This is a genomic window from Streptomyces sp. NPDC014727 (assembly GCF_043083485.1).
Taxonomy (GTDB): Bacteria; Actinomycetota; Actinomycetes; order Streptomycetales; family Streptomycetaceae; genus Streptomyces.
The window spans coordinates 501,897-516,199 of the sequence record NZ_JBIBYR010000001.1 but is presented as its reverse complement, the minus strand read 5'-3'; the positions used below and the strand labels follow the sequence as shown (position 1 = coordinate 516,199).

At 71.6% G+C, this 14,303-nt stretch carries 18 protein-coding genes; 1 reads left to right on the top strand and 17 read right to left on the bottom strand.

Annotation, left to right across the window (positions count from 1 at the left end; all coding sequences use genetic code 11):
* Positions 1 to 88 precede the first annotated feature (88 nt).
* The 11 genes from lgt to hisI all read right to left on the bottom strand — a co-directional run bounded on the left by lgt (position 89) and on the right by hisI (position 9,016).
* Positions 89 to 1,075 carry a prolipoprotein diacylglyceryl transferase gene (lgt, locus tag ACF1B9_RS02365; protein ID WP_391739963.1) on the bottom strand — a complete coding sequence of 329 codons (987 nt, stop codon included), beginning with the start codon at positions 1,073 to 1,075 and terminating at the stop codon, positions 89 to 91.
* Positions 1,076 to 1,175: 100 nt separating this feature from the next.
* Positions 1,176 to 1,994: a DsbA family protein gene (locus ACF1B9_RS02360; RefSeq protein WP_391739964.1), complete on the bottom strand. Its 819-nt coding sequence runs from the start codon at positions 1,992 to 1,994 to the stop codon at positions 1,176 to 1,178.
* Between the two features lie 74 nt (positions 1,995 to 2,068).
* Entirely contained in the window at positions 2,069 to 2,881 is an 813-nt protein-coding gene (gene trpA / locus ACF1B9_RS02355; protein WP_351086873.1) for a tryptophan synthase subunit alpha, read from the bottom strand.
* Positions 2,878 to 4,158 carry a tryptophan synthase subunit beta gene (trpB, locus tag ACF1B9_RS02350; RefSeq protein WP_391739965.1) on the bottom strand — a complete coding sequence of 427 codons (1,281 nt, stop codon included), beginning with the start codon at positions 4,156 to 4,158 and terminating at the stop codon, positions 2,878 to 2,880. The genes trpA and trpB overlap by 4 nt, the downstream gene beginning before the upstream one ends.
* 136 nt (positions 4,159 to 4,294) lie before the next feature.
* On the bottom strand, positions 4,295 to 4,513 hold the full coding sequence (gene trpM / locus ACF1B9_RS02345) for a tryptophan biosynthesis modulator TrpM (RefSeq protein WP_391739966.1): 219 nt from the start codon (positions 4,511 to 4,513) through the stop codon (positions 4,295 to 4,297).
* An 8-nt stretch (positions 4,514 to 4,521) separates the two neighbouring features.
* A complete protein-coding gene (gene trpC, locus ACF1B9_RS02340) occupies positions 4,522 to 5,331 on the bottom strand; it encodes an indole-3-glycerol phosphate synthase TrpC (protein WP_391739967.1) in 810 nt (269 codons plus the stop codon).
* 115 nt (positions 5,332 to 5,446) lie between these two features.
* Positions 5,447 to 5,911: a DUF2752 domain-containing protein gene (locus ACF1B9_RS02335; protein WP_391740104.1), complete on the bottom strand. Its 465-nt coding sequence runs from the start codon at positions 5,909 to 5,911 to the stop codon at positions 5,447 to 5,449.
* 159 nt (positions 5,912 to 6,070) lie between these two features.
* Positions 6,071 to 6,319 carry an HGxxPAAW family protein gene (locus ACF1B9_RS02330; RefSeq protein ID WP_391739968.1) on the bottom strand — a complete coding sequence of 83 codons (249 nt, stop codon included), beginning with the start codon at positions 6,317 to 6,319 and terminating at the stop codon, positions 6,071 to 6,073.
* Between the two features lie 128 nt (positions 6,320 to 6,447).
* On the bottom strand, positions 6,448 to 7,104 hold the full coding sequence (locus ACF1B9_RS02325) for a TIGR02234 family membrane protein (protein WP_391739969.1): 657 nt from the start codon (positions 7,102 to 7,104) through the stop codon (positions 6,448 to 6,450).
* A 17-nt stretch (positions 7,105 to 7,121) separates the two neighbouring features.
* Positions 7,122 to 8,621, bottom strand: coding sequence for an anthranilate synthase component I (locus ACF1B9_RS02320; protein WP_391739970.1), 1,500 nt, complete (start codon positions 8,619 to 8,621; stop codon positions 7,122 to 7,124).
* 11 nt (positions 8,622 to 8,632) lie between these two features.
* Positions 8,633 to 9,016 carry a phosphoribosyl-AMP cyclohydrolase gene (gene hisI / locus ACF1B9_RS02315; RefSeq protein WP_342286399.1) on the bottom strand — a complete coding sequence of 128 codons (384 nt, stop codon included), beginning with the start codon at positions 9,014 to 9,016 and terminating at the stop codon, positions 8,633 to 8,635.
* An 84-nt stretch (positions 9,017 to 9,100) separates the two neighbouring features.
* On the opposite strand from hisI, the gene ACF1B9_RS02310 reads away from it, so the two are divergent.
* Positions 9,101 to 9,733, top strand: a complete 633-nt coding sequence (locus tag ACF1B9_RS02310; protein WP_391739971.1) for a TIGR03085 family metal-binding protein — start codon at positions 9,101 to 9,103, stop codon at positions 9,731 to 9,733.
* A gap of 16 nt (positions 9,734 to 9,749) precedes the next feature.
* Here ACF1B9_RS02310 and ACF1B9_RS02305 read toward each other — a convergent pair whose 3' ends face one another.
* From ACF1B9_RS02305 to hisH, 6 genes are all read right to left on the bottom strand, one after another.
* Positions 9,750 to 11,003, bottom strand: coding sequence for an MFS transporter (locus tag ACF1B9_RS02305; protein ID WP_391739972.1), 1,254 nt, complete (start codon positions 11,001 to 11,003; stop codon positions 9,750 to 9,752).
* A 26-nt stretch (positions 11,004 to 11,029) separates the two neighbouring features.
* Positions 11,030 to 11,617, bottom strand: a complete 588-nt coding sequence (locus tag ACF1B9_RS02300) for an ArsR/SmtB family transcription factor (protein ID WP_391739973.1) — start codon at positions 11,615 to 11,617, stop codon at positions 11,030 to 11,032.
* Positions 11,618 to 11,779: 162 nt separating this feature from the next.
* Positions 11,780 to 12,535, bottom strand: coding sequence for an imidazole glycerol phosphate synthase subunit HisF (gene hisF / locus ACF1B9_RS02295; protein WP_376280839.1), 756 nt, complete (start codon positions 12,533 to 12,535; stop codon positions 11,780 to 11,782).
* Complete coding sequence (locus tag ACF1B9_RS02290) at positions 12,532 to 12,930, bottom strand: RidA family protein (RefSeq protein ID WP_376218532.1); 399 nt, start codon at positions 12,928 to 12,930, stop codon at positions 12,532 to 12,534. The genes hisF and ACF1B9_RS02290 overlap by 4 nt, the downstream gene beginning before the upstream one ends.
* Entirely contained in the window at positions 12,927 to 13,652 is a 726-nt protein-coding gene (gene priA, locus ACF1B9_RS02285; RefSeq protein ID WP_391739974.1) for a bifunctional 1-(5-phosphoribosyl)-5-((5-phosphoribosylamino)methylideneamino)imidazole-4-carboxamide isomerase/phosphoribosylanthranilate isomerase PriA, read from the bottom strand. The genes ACF1B9_RS02290 and priA overlap by 4 nt, the downstream gene beginning before the upstream one ends.
* Positions 13,652 to 14,293 (bottom strand): imidazole glycerol phosphate synthase subunit HisH, encoded by a 642-nt coding sequence (hisH, locus tag ACF1B9_RS02280; protein ID WP_391739975.1) that lies wholly within the window; start codon positions 14,291 to 14,293, stop codon positions 13,652 to 13,654. Before hisH ends, priA begins: the two co-directional genes overlap by 1 nt.
* Positions 14,294 to 14,303: the final 10 nt, after the last annotated feature.

Here is a 14,303-nt window from a genome sequence, read left to right as displayed (position 1 = left end):
CCGCTGCGGCCCGCCCGTCCGGCGACGACGACACGTGTGGGGCCCCGAACCAGGCGGTTCGGGGCCCCACACGTGACGAACGTACGGCTCAGCCGTTCTTCGCCGCCTCCGCGGCGCCGTTCTTCTCCGGCGTCTTCGCGGCGCTGTCAGCACGCTCGGCAGTGTTTGTCCCAGAACCTGTGTCCGCCTTGGACGCGACGGTTCCGTCCACGTCACCCGGGGCGTCGCCGTCCTTCGTGGCTTCGCCGTCCTCGGCGTCCACCGCGCCCGGCTCCACGACCTCCTCGCGCCCCGGACGCATCTTCGCCGAGATCACCATGTACACCACCGCCAGCAGGAACACGATCCCCGCGGTCCAGACATTGAGGCGTACGCCCAGGATGTGGTGGGCCTCGTCGACCCGCATGTACTCGATCCAGCCGCGTCCCGCGCAGTACGCGGCGACGTACAGCGCGAATGCCCGGCCGTGACCGAGCTTGAAGCGGCGGTCCGCCCAGACCACCAGCAGGGCGACCCCGATGCACCACAGCGACTCGTACAGGAACGTCGGGTGGTACGTACCCGCGACCCTGTTGGGGCCCTCGCTGATCTTCAGCGCCCACGGCACATCGGTCGGCTTGCCGTACAGCTCCTGGTTGAACCAGTTGCCCCAGCGACCGCAGGCCTGGGCCAGGGCGATACCGGGGGCGAGCGCGTCGGCCCAGGCCGGCAGCGGGATCCCGCGGCGGCGGCAGCCGATCCAGGCACCGACGGCGCCGAGCGCGATCGCGCCCCAGATACCGAGGCCGCCCTGCCAGATCTTGAAGGCGTCGACCCAGTTCGCACCGTCGCTGAAGTACAGCTGGTAGTCGGTGATGACGTGGTACAGCCGCCCGCCGACGAGGCCGAAGGGCACCGCCCAGACGGCGATGTCGGCGACGGTGCCGGCTCTGCCGCCCCGGGCGATCCAGCGCTTGTTGCCGAACCAGACGGCGACGAAGACGCCGATGATGATGCAGAACGCGTAGCCGCGGAGCGGGATCGGGCCGAGATCGATCACGCCGGTCGACGGACTGGGAATGTAGGCAAGGTCCATGGCAGGGTCGACGCTACCTTGCCGGGTGGGGCCCACGGCAACCCACCCGACAACGTATGGGTAACAGGCCGGTCATGGATTCCCCCTGCCGGACCAACGCTCAGGAGTGCGACGGCGCCGGTGTGACCGCGCCCGGCTTCTTGCCCTTGTTGGCCTCGGCGACCCACTTCTTCAGGTTCGCCGCGGTGAGCGGTTCGTTCCCCTTCTTCGGGAAGATCGATTCACCGTTGAGCAGCGCGGTCGGCGTGCCCTGGAATCCGCCGTTCTGGAACGCCGTGTTGGATTTCCGGACCCAGCCGTCGTGCTTGCCGTCGTCCACGCAGCTGCGGAAGGCGGGGGTGTCGAGTCCCGGCACCTTCCCGGAGAGCTCGATCAGCTTGGCGTTGTCGCCGAAGGCGTCGTCGGTCTCCTGCGGCTGGTTGCGGTAGAGGACGTCGTGGTAGGCGGAGAACTTGCCTGCGCCCTGCGCGCAGGCTGCCGCGTTGGCCGCCCGCAGCGAGCCGCTGCCGCCGAGATTGCCGTCGATGAGCGTGGCGAGGTGGTACTCGACCTTGATCTGTCCGGTGCTCTCCAGCTGATGGATGGTGTCCCGGAACACGTTCTCGAACTGGGCGCAGACCGGGCAGCGGAAGTCCTCCCAGATGGTGAGCGTGGACGGGGCGCTGTCCGAGCCGACCTGGATGGCCAGGCCGTCCTTGCCGGTCGCACCGGACGGTGCGACGACGGGGCCCGCCGTGCTCTTTTTGCCGCCCGTGTTCGCGGCGATCACGCCGACGACGGCGGCCAGCGCCAGCACACCCACCACGGCGCCGCCGACGATCAGCGTGCGCCTGCGGCGCTCATGCGCCTTCTCGCGCTCACGCTGCTGGACGAGCCGGTCTCGCGCGGCCCTTTTTCCCTGTTCGTTCTTCTCGCTCACACCCGCAGCAACGAACCGGGGAGGCACGCGCGTGCCTCCCCGGTCCAGGTCCACCCGTTTGGATTACACCCGATTCAGCGCTTTCGAACGCCTTCGGCGAGTTCGCCCGCCAGGGAGCGGACCGCGGCCAGGCCGCTCTCCTCGTCGGGAGCGTCCAGCATGCTCTTGACGAAGGCGGAGCCGACGATCACTCCGTCGGCGAAACCGGCGACCTCGGCGGCCTGCCGGGCGTTGGAGACGCCGAGGCCGACGCAGACCGGGAGGGACGTGGTGGCCCGGGTGCGCCCGACCAGCTCCTGGGCCTGCTCGCCGACCGACTCACGGGTGCCGGTGACCCCCATCAGCGAGGCCGCGTAGACGAAGCCGGAGCCGGCTGCGGTGATGGTGGCGAGGCGCTCGTCCCTGCTGCTCGGCGCGACGACGAAGACGGTCGCGAGACCGTGCTTGTCGGCGTGCTCGCGCCACAGCTCGGACTCCTGGACCGGCAGGTCGGGCAGGATGCACCCGGCGCCACCCGCCTCGGCGAGTTCGGCGGTGAAGCGCTCGACGCCGTACCGGTCGATCGGGTTCCAGTACGTCATGACGAGGATCGGGACGCCCGTCGCCTCGTACGCCTCGCGGACCGTGCGCATCACGTCGGCGATCTTCACGCCGCCCCGCAGGGCGATGTCGTCGGCGGTCTGGATGACCGGTCCGTCGAGCACCGGGTCGCTGTGCGGCAGCCCCACCTCGACGACGTCCGCGCCGCCCGCCACGACCGCCTTCACGGCGGCGATCGCGCCGTCGACGGTCGGGAAGCCGGCCGGCAGGTACGCGATGAGCGCGGCCCTGTTCTCCGCCTTGGCCCGCGCGAGGGAGGAACTCAACAGCTCCACATTGCCGCTCACTTGGTGACCTCCTCTTCCCCGTCGGCCACATCGGCCTCGACGACCCCGTCGACCTCGTCGTACAGCCCGAAGTAGCGGGCCGCCGTGTCCATGTCCTTGTCGCCGCGGCCGGACAGGTTGACCACGAGCAGTCCGTCCTTGCCGAGCTCCTTCCCGACCTCCAGGGCCCCGGCCAGCGCGTGGGCGCTCTCGATGGCCGGGATGATCCCCTCGGTACGGGAGAGGAGGCGCAGCGACTGCATGGCGGCGTCGTCGGTGACGGCACGGTACTCGCCGCGGCCGATGTCCTTGAGGTACGCGTGCTCCGGGCCGATGCCCGGGTAGTCGAGACCGGCCGAGATGGAGTACGGCTCGGTGATCTGGCCCTCGTCGTCCTGCAGGACGTAGCTGCGCGAGCCGTGCAGGATGCCGGGCTCGCCCGCCGTCAGGGTGGCCGCGTGCTCGCCGGTCTCCACCCCGTGCCCGGCGGGCTCGCAGCCGATCAGCCGGACATGGGCGTCCGGGATGAAGGCGTGGAAGAGTCCGATGGCGTTGGAGCCCCCGCCGACACAGGCGATGGCGGCGTCCGGCAGCCGGCCGGTCCGCTCCAGGATCTGGCGGCGGGCCTCGACGCCGATGACGCGGTGGAAGTCGCGGACCATGGCGGGGAAGGGGTGCGGTCCCGCGACCGTGCCGAAGAGGTAGTGCGTGTGGTCCACATTGGCGACCCAGTCGCGGAACGCCTCGTTGATGGCGTCCTTCAGCGTCCTGGAGCCGGACTTCACGGCGATGACCTCGGCACCCAGCATCCGCATGCGCGCCACGTTCAGCGCCTGCCGCTCGGTGTCGATCTCACCCATGTAGATGGTGCATTCGAGGCCGAAGAGCGCACAGGCGGTCGCGGTGGCGACACCGTGCTGTCCGGCACCGGTCTCGGCGATGACCCGGGTCTTGCCCATGCGCCTGGTGAGCAGCGCCTGGCCCAGCACGTTGTTGATCTTGTGCGAGCCGGTGTGGTTCAGGTCCTCGCGCTTGAGGAAGATCCGGGCACCGCCCGCGTGCTCGGCGAAGCGCGGGACCTCGGTCAGCGCGCTGGGGCGGCCGGTGTAGTTGATCATGAGCTCGTTGAGCTCGGCGGCGAAGGCCGGATCGTGCTTCGCCTTGTCGTACTCGACGGCGACCTCGTCCACGGCGGCGACGAGCGCCTCCGGGATGAACTTGCCGCCGAACGCACCGAAGTAGCCTTCGGCGCTGGGGATCAGACCCTCCGGGTCCGGGATGAAGAAGTCAGATGACATCCGACGTGCTCCTCGACATCGCAATGGGTGGGTTCACCGTATGCGCCGTGAGCGGAGCGCCACCGCGACCGGAAACGGTCGGGCGGTGCGGTCGTACGTACGACGGAAGTGGTGCGGGTACGTCGGCCGGGGCTCGCTACAGCGCGGACCCCGTGCGCCATCGCATGCCGTTGACCTGGCCGGGCTCGTCGCCGATCACGTACCGCACGCGCCGGCCGTGCACCCGGCGCGCGGGGGCGCGACAGCCGCGGGGGCGGCAGCCGCGCGCCAGCGGCGCGTGCGGGTCCCGGGCAGCCGTCACCACGGCCAGGCGCGGGCGCGGCCGGGTGCGGAGCACGGGACGATCGGCGGACATGGTGCGGGTCAGCCCCGTCCGTGGCGGAGCGCCGGGTGGGCGCCCGCGGCGACCAGGTCGGCGACGGCGGCCCTCGGGTCGCGGCCGGTGACCAGGGACTCGCCCACGAGCACCGCGTCGGCGCCCGCGTTGGCGTACGCGATCAGGTCGTGCGGACCGCGGACGCCGGACTCGGCGACCTTGACGATGTGGTCGGGGATCTCGGGGGCGACGCGCTCGAAGGTGGAGCGGTCGACCTTGAGGTCCTTCAGATTGCGGGCGTTGACACCGATGACCTTCGCCCGGGCGTCCACGGCGCGCTCCGCCTCCTCCTCGTCGTGCACCTCGACCAGCGGCGTCAGACCGATGGACTCGGCGCGCTCGATCAGGGAGACCAGGGCCTCCTGGTCGAGGGCGGCGACGATCAGCAGGGCGAGGTCGGCACCGTGGGCGCGGGCCTCCCAGAGCTGGTAGGAGGTGACGATGAAGTCCTTGCGCAGGACCGGGATGTCGACCTTGGCGCGGACGGCCTCCAGGTCGGCGAGCGAACCGCCGAAGCGGCGCTCCTCCGTGAGGACCGAGATGACGGACGCGCCGCCCGCCTCGTAGTCCGCGGCGAGCGCGGCCGGGTCGGCGATGGCGGCCAGAGCCCCCTTGGAGGGGCTGGAGCGCTTGACCTCGCAGATGACGGTCACGCCCTCGCCACGCAGGGCAGCGGCTCCGTCCTTGGCCGCGGGAGCGCGGGCCGCGCGCTCCTTCAGCTCGTCGAGGCTGACACGCGCCTGCCGCTCTGCGAGGTCGGCGCGTACGCCGTCGATGATCTCGTCGAGCACACTCACGCGAGCGGCCCCCTTCCGGGACGGTGATGAGGGAACAGGATCAGCCATGTCAATGCTATCCGCAGGAGGGCGAAGGGCCCGAATCCAGTCGGCGAATGTCCCACTACCTGGGCATTCAAGGCGCCAGTGCCGATCCGAACGGAAGATTCCGGACGACCGAGAAGATCAGCAGCACGGCCCCGATCCCCCACCAGACGACGGGTTTCGCGGCGATGCTCATGGGCCTTCCCCGGGCGGCGCGGGCCGTCCAGACCACCCAGAGGACGGCGAAGACCCCGTAGCCGGCGACGGCGAGCGCGTTGGAGCCGAGGGCGGCGGCGATGTCGCCGTGAGCGATGGCGTGGGCACTGCGCAGCCCACCGCACCCCGGGCAGTACAGGCCGGTGAACCGCAGCAGCGGGCAGACCGGGTAGTGGCCCGGCTGATTGGGGTCGACGGCGCCGACGTACCCGAAGGCGCCGACGACAGCGGCCATGACACCCGCCGGGACGGCGAGCCGCCGGATCCGTGAGGCGGGCACCGGGGCCGGAGGGAAGACGGGCGGGGACGGCCGGCCGGACCCCGGCGGCTGTCCGGACATCGGCGGGGGGCCGGAGGCGGGCCCGGGGCCCGGCGTCGGCGGCGCTGCGGCTGGGGTAGGCGATGCGTCCACTCGGTGATTGTCCCCGCTGACGCGGAAAGGCGCAGCCCGGCCGGGCTGCGCCTCGCACACGCAGGGGGTGTCGCGTTGCCGCGTGCGTCAGGAGATCTGGGCCTGCGCGGCACGCGCCCTGGCACGGGCCATCTCCTCGGACTCCTTCGGCATACCGAGGCCCGCGGCCTTCATCGCGAGGCCGACGACCCCGCCGAGGAGGATGACGGCCATGCTTGCCCAGAAGCCGATCGGGTTGGCCGCGACCACGAAGACGCCCGCGGCGCAGAAGCCGAAGAAGGAGATGATGACACCGGTCCAGGCGGCCGGGGTGTGTCCGTGGCTGCTGCCCGCCATGAGTTGCTCCTTGTTGGTGATGCGCTGTTGGTATCGCTGTACGCAAAGCTGGTGCCGCTGTTGGTGCCGCTGTGCAGAAAGCTCGGCTTCATTGTCCCGTACGCGCCGGTACGACGTGAGCTGGGGGGTCATGCCTCACGCGTCGGGTCCTCACCGCGGTCCAGGGCCTTCCACAGGTCCTCGGGCCGGTCCGGGTCCGGGGCGGTGCGGGCGGCCTTGCGGGGGCGGGGAGTGCCGTCCCGCTCGTACCGTCCCGACATGGTGGGCCAGAGCTTCCCGTACCGCAGGGCGAGCAGTCCGGCGAGGAGGATCAGCAGACCGCCGGCCGCGGTGACGTAGGGCCACGCGGTGTAGCTGAGGGCACCGATGGTCGCCGCGGTGTCGCCGGTGGTCTGCGCGGCCTTCTCGTCGAGCGCCGAGCTGTCGGAGGCGCCGAGACAGGCGCTCAGTGCGGCACCGAGGCCGCTGAGGGCGAGGAGCCCGGCGACGATCAGCCGCCCGCTGCTGCGGACGGCGAAGACGGCGACGAGGGCGGCCAGGCCGACGATGGCCAGGGCCGCCGGGAGACCGGTGACGTCCTGACCGTCGGCGGCCAGCGGCAGGGAGCCGCCGCCGACGGCCGCCCGGCCCTCGGCCCAGGTCTGGCCGGAGGCGAGCAGGACGACGGTGGCACCGGCCGCGCCGAGGAGCAGCCCGGCGGCCAGGCTGCGGCGGCTTCCCGTGGCGTCGGCGGCGGCCGCTCGGGCACGGGGCTGGGGTACGGGAACAGCACTCACATACCCCACTATCCCCTACCGCCTCGTCAGCCGTGGAGCCGGTTGGCCGTATGCACCGCGCGGAGCACCGCGGCGGCCTTGTTGCGGCACTCGGTGTCCTCGGCGACCGGGTCGGAGTCGGCGACGACCCCCGCTCCGGCCTGGACGTACGCCGTGCCGTCACGGAGCAGGGCGGTCCGGATCGCGATGGCGGTGTCGGAGTCCCCGGCGAAGTCGAGGTAGCCGACGCAGCCTCCGTACAGTCCGCGGCGGGTCGGTTCGAGCTCCTCGATGATCTGCATCGCACGGGGCTTGGGGGCGCCGGAGAGGGTGCCCGCGGGGAAACAGGCGGTGAGGACGTCGAAGGCGGTGCGGCCCTCGGCGACCCGGCCGGTGACGGTGGAGACGATGTGCATCACGTGCGAGTACCGCTCGATCGACATGAAGTCGACCACCTCGACGGTGCCGGGTTCGCAGACCCGCCCGAGGTCGTTGCGGCCGAGGTCGACGAGCATCAGGTGCTCGGCGCGCTCCTTCGGGTCGGCGAGGAGTTCGTCGGCGAGGGCCTGGTCCTCCTGCGGGGTGGCGCCGCGGTGCCTGGTTCCGGCGATCGGGTGGACCATCGCACGTCCGTCCTCGACCTTGACGAGGGCTTCCGGGCTGGAACCCGCGACGTCGAAGCCGTCGAAGCGGAAGAGGTACATGTACGGCGACGGGTTGGTGGCGCGCAGCACCCGGTAGACGTCCAACGCACTTGCCGTGCAGGGGGTTTCGAAGCGCTGGGAGGGAACGACCTGGAAGGCCTCGCCGGCCCTGATGCGCTCCTTCACGTCCTCGACGGCGTCCTGGTACGCCGTGCCGCCCCACAGCGCGGTGTACGGGGGGAGCTCGGACGGCGGCAGGGCGGCGGGGCTGTTCTCGACCGGGCGCGAGAGGTCCCGCTCCATGGCGTCGAGACGGGCGACGGCGTCCGCGTACGCCTCGTCGACGCCGGTCGCGAGGTCGTTGTGGTTGATCGCGTTGGCGATCAGGAGGACGCTGCCGTCCCAGTGGTCGAGCACGGCCAGGTCCGAGGTGAGGAGCATCGTCAGCTCGGGAAGGTGCAGGTCGTCCTCCGCGCTGTCGCCGATCTTCTCCAGGCGGCGCACGATGTCGTAGCCCAGATAGCCGACCATGCCGCCGGTGAACGGGGGCAACCCGTCGGGGTCCCCGTCGACGACCAGGTCGTGCGGGGTGTGCAGGGTCTCGATGGTGGCGCGCAGGGCCTGCAGCGGGTCACCGTCGACGGGGACCCCGACGGGCGGGGTGCCCAGCCAGTGGGCCTGCCCGTCGCGCGCGGTGAGGGTCGCGGCGCTGCGTACCCCGATGAAGGAGTAGCGCGACCAGCTGCGGCCGTTCTCCGCGGATTCCAGGAGGAAGGTGCCGGTGCGCTCGCCCGCGAGTTTGCGGTAGAGGCCGACGGGGGTGTCGCCGTCCGCGAGGAGCCGGCGGCTGACAGGGATGACGCGCCGTTCGACGGCCAGCTTGCGGAAGGTATCGAGATCCATGGCGGGCGACCCTACTGGGCGAGCGGGAGGACGTCGGCGTCGAAGCAGGTGCGGTCGCCGGTGTGGCAGGCGGCACCCGTCTGGTCGACCCTGACGAGGACGGTGTCGGCGTCGCAGTCGAGGGCGACGGACTTGACCTGCTGGACGTGGCCCGAGGTGTCGCCCTTGACCCAGTACTCCTGACGGCTGCGGGACCAGTAGGTGCAGCGGCCGGTGGTGAGGGTGCGGTGCAGCGCCTCGTCATCCATCCAGCCGAGCATCAGCACCTCGCCGGTGTCGTACTGCTGGGCGATGGCCGGAACGAGCCCGTCGGCGCCGCGCTTGAGGCGGGCGGCGATGGCCGGGTCGAGGTTGCCGGACGGCGGCGGGGTGCTGGGCGTGGGCGCGCTGGTCATGCGCCCATTGTGCCGTGGTCGCGGGAGCGGTTCCGTGCGGCGTCCACTGGGCGGACCGCGTGCGACGGTCGTACGCTGGCGAGCATGTCGACCCATGCGAAGCGCGAACGACTTCTGCTCGCCGACCTGTTGGAGGCGGCGGGACCGGAAGCCCCGACTCTGTGCCGGGGCTGGACGACCAGGGACCTCGCCGCCCATGTGGTGGTCCGTGAACGCCGGCCGGACGCGGCGGGAGGCACGCTGCTGGGCGTGCTGAAGAACCGCCTCGAACGAGTGCAGGCGGAGTACACGGCGAAGCCGTACGAGGAGCTGATCCAGCTGATCCGTACCGGTCCGCCGCGGATGTCCCCGTTCGGTCTGAAGCCGATCGACGAGGCCGCCAACACCGTCGAGTTCTACGTCCACGCGGAGGATGTGCGCCGGGCACAGCCGGACTGGTCGCGGCGGGAGCTGGACCCGGTCTTCGCCGATGTGCTGTGGTCCCGCGCGGAGCGGACGGCCCGGCTGCTGGGCCGCAAGTCCCCGGTGGGGCTGGTGCTGCGCCGCCCGGACGGCCAGACGGCGGTCGCGCACAAGGGCACCCCGGTCGTGACGGTCACCGGCGAGCCGGGCGAGCTGCTGCTCTTCGTGTTCGGCCGGCAGGACGCGGCGACGGTGGGGCTGGAGGGCGACGCGGAGGCGCTGGCCCGGCTGCACACGGCCGAGCTGGGCATGTAGCGCGTACGGGGGCGGGTCAGCCCGGGAGTTCCGCTCGGCGCAACCGGGTGAAGGTCAGAGCGGCCACCGCCCCCGCCGCGCACACCGCGGCACTGGCGACGAAAACCGGGCCCGTCCCCCAGGCCGCGACGGTGGCTCCCGTGACCGGGTAGCTGAGCGGTGCGATCGCGTGGGTGAAGAGCGTCGACACCGAGGTGACCCGGCCCAGATAGGCGGGTTCGGTGACCGTCTGGATCAGGGCGCCGCACAGGGAGCCCCCGAGGCCCGCGAAGAGCCCGATGCAGATGGCGACGGCGACGGCGGGGCCCAGCGAGGGCGTGTAGGCCAGGGCCGCTATGGCGACCGCGCCGATCAGCACCATCAGGCACATCACGAGCCCGGCCCGCGGTACCCGGCCGCGCACGGCGAGCACCAGGGCCGATACACCGGCGCCGATCCCGAACGCGGCGACGATCCAGCCCATGCCGGAGGCGCCCCAGCCGCGCTCGCGGGCGAGCAGGATCAGCCCGAGGTTGAGCGGTCCCGCGAAGCCCAGTTCGCTGAGGGCGACGGCGAGCATCAGCGGTCCGAGCACCGGGTGACGGCGGATGTGACGCAGCCCGTCCACCAGTTCGTGCCAGGCGGTGCCGGACGGCTCGGCGGTCTCCCGGGCGGGCAGTGGACCGACCCGCAGGGACAGGAGCAGCGGCAGGGACAGCGCGAAGAGCACCCCGGCCGCGGCGAACGCGAGGGTCGGGCCGCCGCCGGCCACCGCGACGCCGCCGAGCGGGGCCCCGACGACGTTGGCGGCACGGGAGGCGAGTCCGCGCAGCCCCTGGACGCGGGCGAGCTGTCCGGCGGCGGTGATCCGGGGTGGCAGGGCGCCGACGGCGGGCAGGAAGAGGGCGTCGACCACACCGAAGACGAGCGCGACGGCGATCAGCATCCACACGGCGGGCGACGTGACCAGCAGCGCACCCGCCAGGCCCAGCACGACCAGGCAGCGGGCGGCGTCGCTGCCGATGACGACGCGGCGCGGTCCGATCCGGTCGGCGAGCACTCCCCCGCCGAGCATCAGCAGGGCCCTGGGTATGGAGCCGACGGCGAGGACGAGCCCGGCCTGGGTGGCGCTGCCGCTGCGGGCGGCGGCCCAGGCGAGTGCCATGTAGTAGACGCTGTCGCCGATCATGGAAGCGGTGTATGCGCCGAGCCAGCGCAGGACGTTGCCGTCGCGGTGGGCGGGGCGTTCGGGGCGTTCGGGAGCTTGCGTGGTCGTGCCGGTGACGGTCATGAGGGTCGTCCTCCCGGGACGGCGAGTCAGGTGCGGAACGGGAATGCGTACACGTGCACGGCGACGTTCTCGCGGCCTTCGGAGTCTCCGGCCTCCTCGCGGGCACGGCCGAGCTCTTCGTACCGGTCGATCAGTTCGTGCACCTCGCGGCTGAGCGCGGTGAGCTCCTCGGCGGTGAGCCGGGCCAGGTACTCGGAGCCGGAGGCGGCGCCGCGCCACTCCTGCGGCCAGCTCTGGGCCGAGTCGAGGTAGCGGCGGTACAGCTCGCTGCGCTGGTCGAAGGAGAGCCGGCCGACCGCGGCGTGCGTGGCGGCCTTCTCGGGTGCGTCGCTGAAGTCCTCCTCGTGGAAGGACAGTCCTTTGGAAGCGGGCTGCCACCAGCGCTCCCGGCCGTCCCTGCCCTGCTGCTCGGCCTCCTCGATCAGGCCGTGGTCGGCGAGTTTGCGCAGGTGGTAGCTGACCAGCGAGACGGCCTCGTCGACCTGCTCGGCGAGCTGGGAGGCGGTGGCCGTGCGGGAGATGTAGAGCAGCCGGTACAGCTTCATCCGCAGGGGGTGCCCGAACGCCTTCAGGGTCTCCAGATCCGAGATCCGGCGCGATTCATTGCTTGCCATGCCCCTCACGGTAGATACGAAAGAAAACTTGCGCAATCTTTATTGCGCAATGAAAGTTGCGGAATCCCGGATACCGGTCTGCTGCCGTGAGGGACGGCCCGTAAAACGCCGATCGCCGGACGGGCCACAACGGCTCGTCCGGCGATCGATGGAGTACTGCGGTCAGCGGACCGGGTGTCCGGCCTCCCTGAGAGCGCCCTTGACCTCGGAGATCCGCAGATCGCCGAAGTGGAAGACGGACGCGGCGAGTACCGCGTCGGCCCCCGCCGCGATGGCCGGCGCGAAGTCCGCCAGCCGGCCCGCGCCGCCGGAGGCGATGACGGGGACGGTCACGTGCTCCCGGACCGCCGCGATCATCTCGGTGTCGTAGCCGTCCTTGGTGCCGTCGGCGTCCATCGAGTTGAGCAGGATCTCGCCCGCGCCCAGCTCGGCGGCCCGGTGCGCCCACTCGACGGCGTCGATGCCGGTGCCCCTGCGGCCGCCGTGCGTGGTGACCTCGAAGGTGCCCGTCGGCGTGCGCCGGGCGTCCACGGAGAGCACCAGGACCTGGCGGCCGAAGCGCTCGGCGATCTCCCGGATCAGGTCCGGGCGGGCGATGGCCGCGGTGTTGACGCCGACCTTGTCCGCACCGGCCCGCAGCAACTTGTCGACGTCGTCGGCGGTCCGGACGCCGCCGCCGACCGTGAGCGGGATGAAGACCTGCTCGGCGGTGCGGCGCACCACGTCGTAGGTGGTCTCCCGGTCGCCGCTGGACGCGGTGATGTCGAGGAAGGTCAGCTCGTCGGCGCCCTCGGCGTCGTACAGCTTCGCCATCTCGACGGGATCGCCCGCGTCGCGCAGGTTCTGGAAGTTGACGCCCTTGACGACCCGGCCGTTGTCGACGTCCAGGCACGGAATGACGCGCACCGCGAGGCTCACCGCGCACCTCCCCGGTACGCCTCGACCTCGACCTCGACGACCAGGCTCGGGTCCACCAGGCCGGACACGATGATCATCGACGCGGCGGGGCGGACGTCGTCGAAGAGCTCCTTGTGGGCACGGCCGACCTCGTCCACGTCCCGGGCGTGCGTGACGTACATCCGGGTGCGGACGACGTCCTCACGGCCCAGACCGAGCTGCTTCAGCGCGTCGAAGGCGACCTTGAAGGAGGTGACGGTCTGCTCGTACGGGCCGCCCGCGGAGATCTGCCCGTTCTCCACCGACGTGCAGCCGGCGACCAGGACGAGGCCGTTCGGCAGCTCGACCGCGCGGGAGTAGCCGAACCTCTCCTCCCAGGGGGCGCCGGAGGAGATGCGGTTGACGGAGTCGCTCATCCGGAGACCACCTGCAGCGCTTCGTCGAGGGTGAACGCCTTGGCGTACAGCGCCTTGCCGACGATCGCGCCCTCGACGCCGTCCGGGACGAGCGAGGAGATGGCCCGCAGGTCGTCCAGCGAGGAGACGCCGCCGGAGGCGACGACGGGCTTGTCGGTGGCGGCGCAGACGTTCTTCAGGAGTTCCAGGTTGGGCCCCTGGAGCGTGCCGTCCTTGGCGATGTCGGTGACGACGTAGCGTGCGCAGCCCTCGGAGTCGAGGCGGGCGAGCGTCTCGTAGAGGTCGCCGCCATCGCGGGTCCAGCCGCGGCCGCGCAGCGTCGTGCCGCGGACGTCGAGGCCGACGGCGATCTTGTCACCGTGCTCGGCGATGACCTTGGCGACCCACTGAGGGGCCTCCAGGGCGGCGGTGCCGAGGTTGACCCGGCGGCAGCCGGTGGCGAGGGCGGCGGCGAGCGAGGCGTCGTCGCGGATGCCGCCGGAGAGCTCGACCTTGATGTCCATGGCCCCGGCCACCTCGGCGATCAGCGCACGGTTGTCCCCGGTGCCGAACGCGGCGTCCAGGTCGACGAGGTGCAGCCACTCGGCCCCGGCACGCTGCCAGGCGAGGGCGGCCTCCAGCGGGGAACCGTAGGAGGTCTCGGAGCCGGACTCGCCGTGGACGAGGCGGACGGCCTGGCCGTCGCGGACGTCGACGGCGGGGAGCAGTTCAAGCTTCGGCATTACAGCGTCTCGATCCAGTTGGTCAGCAGCTGGGCGCCGGCATCGCCGGACTTCTCGGGGTGGAACTGGGTGGCCCACAGGGCGCCGTTCTCCACGGCGGCGACGAACGGCTCGCCGTGGGTGGCCCAGGTGACCCGGGGCGCGCGGATCTTCGCGTTGGTGACCTCCAGGCTCCAGTCGTGCACGGCGTAGGAGTGCACGAAGTAGAACCGGGCCTCGGGGTCGAGACCCGCGAAGAGCTGGGAGTCCTCGGGGGACCGCACGGTGTTCCAGCCCATGTGCGGGACGATCGGGGCCTTCAGCGGGGCGACGGTGCCGGGCCATTCGTCCAGCCCCGCCGTCTCGACGCCGTGCTCGATGCCGCGCTCGAAGAGGATCTGCATACCGACACAGATGCCCATGACGGGGCGGCCGCCGGAGAGCCTGCGGCCGATGATCCATTCGCCGCGCGCCTTCTTCAGCCCGTCCATGCAGGCGGAGAACGCGCCGACGCCGGGTACCAGCAGCCCGTCGGCGTTCATCGCCTTCTCGTAGTCGCGGGTGATCTCGACATCCGCGCCGACGCGGGCGAGAGCCCGCTCGGCGGAGCGGACGTTGCCGAAGCCGTAGTCGAAGACGACGACCTTCTTGTTGTCGCTCACAGCTCGTTCC

Bases quoted from the DNA above. Each gene is read 5' to 3' on its own strand.
- lgt (WP_391739963.1), bottom strand. From the start codon at position 1,075: ATGGACCTTGCCTACATTCCCAGTCCGTCGACCGGCGTGATCGATCTC.
- trpB (WP_391739965.1), bottom strand. From the start codon at position 4,158: ATGTCATCTGACTTCTTCATCCCGGACCCGGAGGGTCTGATCCCCAGC.
- trpM (WP_391739966.1), bottom strand. From the start codon at position 4,513: ATGTCCGCCGATCGTCCCGTGCTCCGCACCCGGCCGCGCCCGCGCCTG.
- ACF1B9_RS02335 (WP_391740104.1), bottom strand. From the start codon at position 5,911: ATGTCCGGACAGCCGCCGGGGTCCGGCCGGCCGTCCCCGCCCGTCTTC.
- ACF1B9_RS02330 (WP_391739968.1), bottom strand. From the start codon at position 6,319: ATGGCGGGCAGCAGCCACGGACACACCCCGGCCGCCTGGACCGGTGTC.
- ACF1B9_RS02320 (WP_391739970.1), bottom strand. From the start codon at position 8,621: ATGGATCTCGATACCTTCCGCAAGCTGGCCGTCGAACGGCGCGTCATC.
- hisI (WP_342286399.1), bottom strand. From the start codon at position 9,016: ATGACCAGCGCGCCCACGCCCAGCACCCCGCCGCCGTCCGGCAACCTC.
- ACF1B9_RS02310 (WP_391739971.1), top strand. From the start codon at position 9,101: ATGTCGACCCATGCGAAGCGCGAACGACTTCTGCTCGCCGACCTGTTG.
- ACF1B9_RS02305 (WP_391739972.1), bottom strand. From the start codon at position 11,003: ATGACCGTCACCGGCACGACCACGCAAGCTCCCGAACGCCCCGAACGC.
- ACF1B9_RS02300 (WP_391739973.1), bottom strand. From the start codon at position 11,617: ATGGCAAGCAATGAATCGCGCCGGATCTCGGATCTGGAGACCCTGAAG.
- ACF1B9_RS02290 (WP_376218532.1), bottom strand. From the start codon at position 12,930: ATGAGCGACTCCGTCAACCGCATCTCCTCCGGCGCCCCCTGGGAGGAG.
- priA (WP_391739974.1), bottom strand. From the start codon at position 13,652: ATGCCGAAGCTTGAACTGCTCCCCGCCGTCGACGTCCGCGACGGCCAG.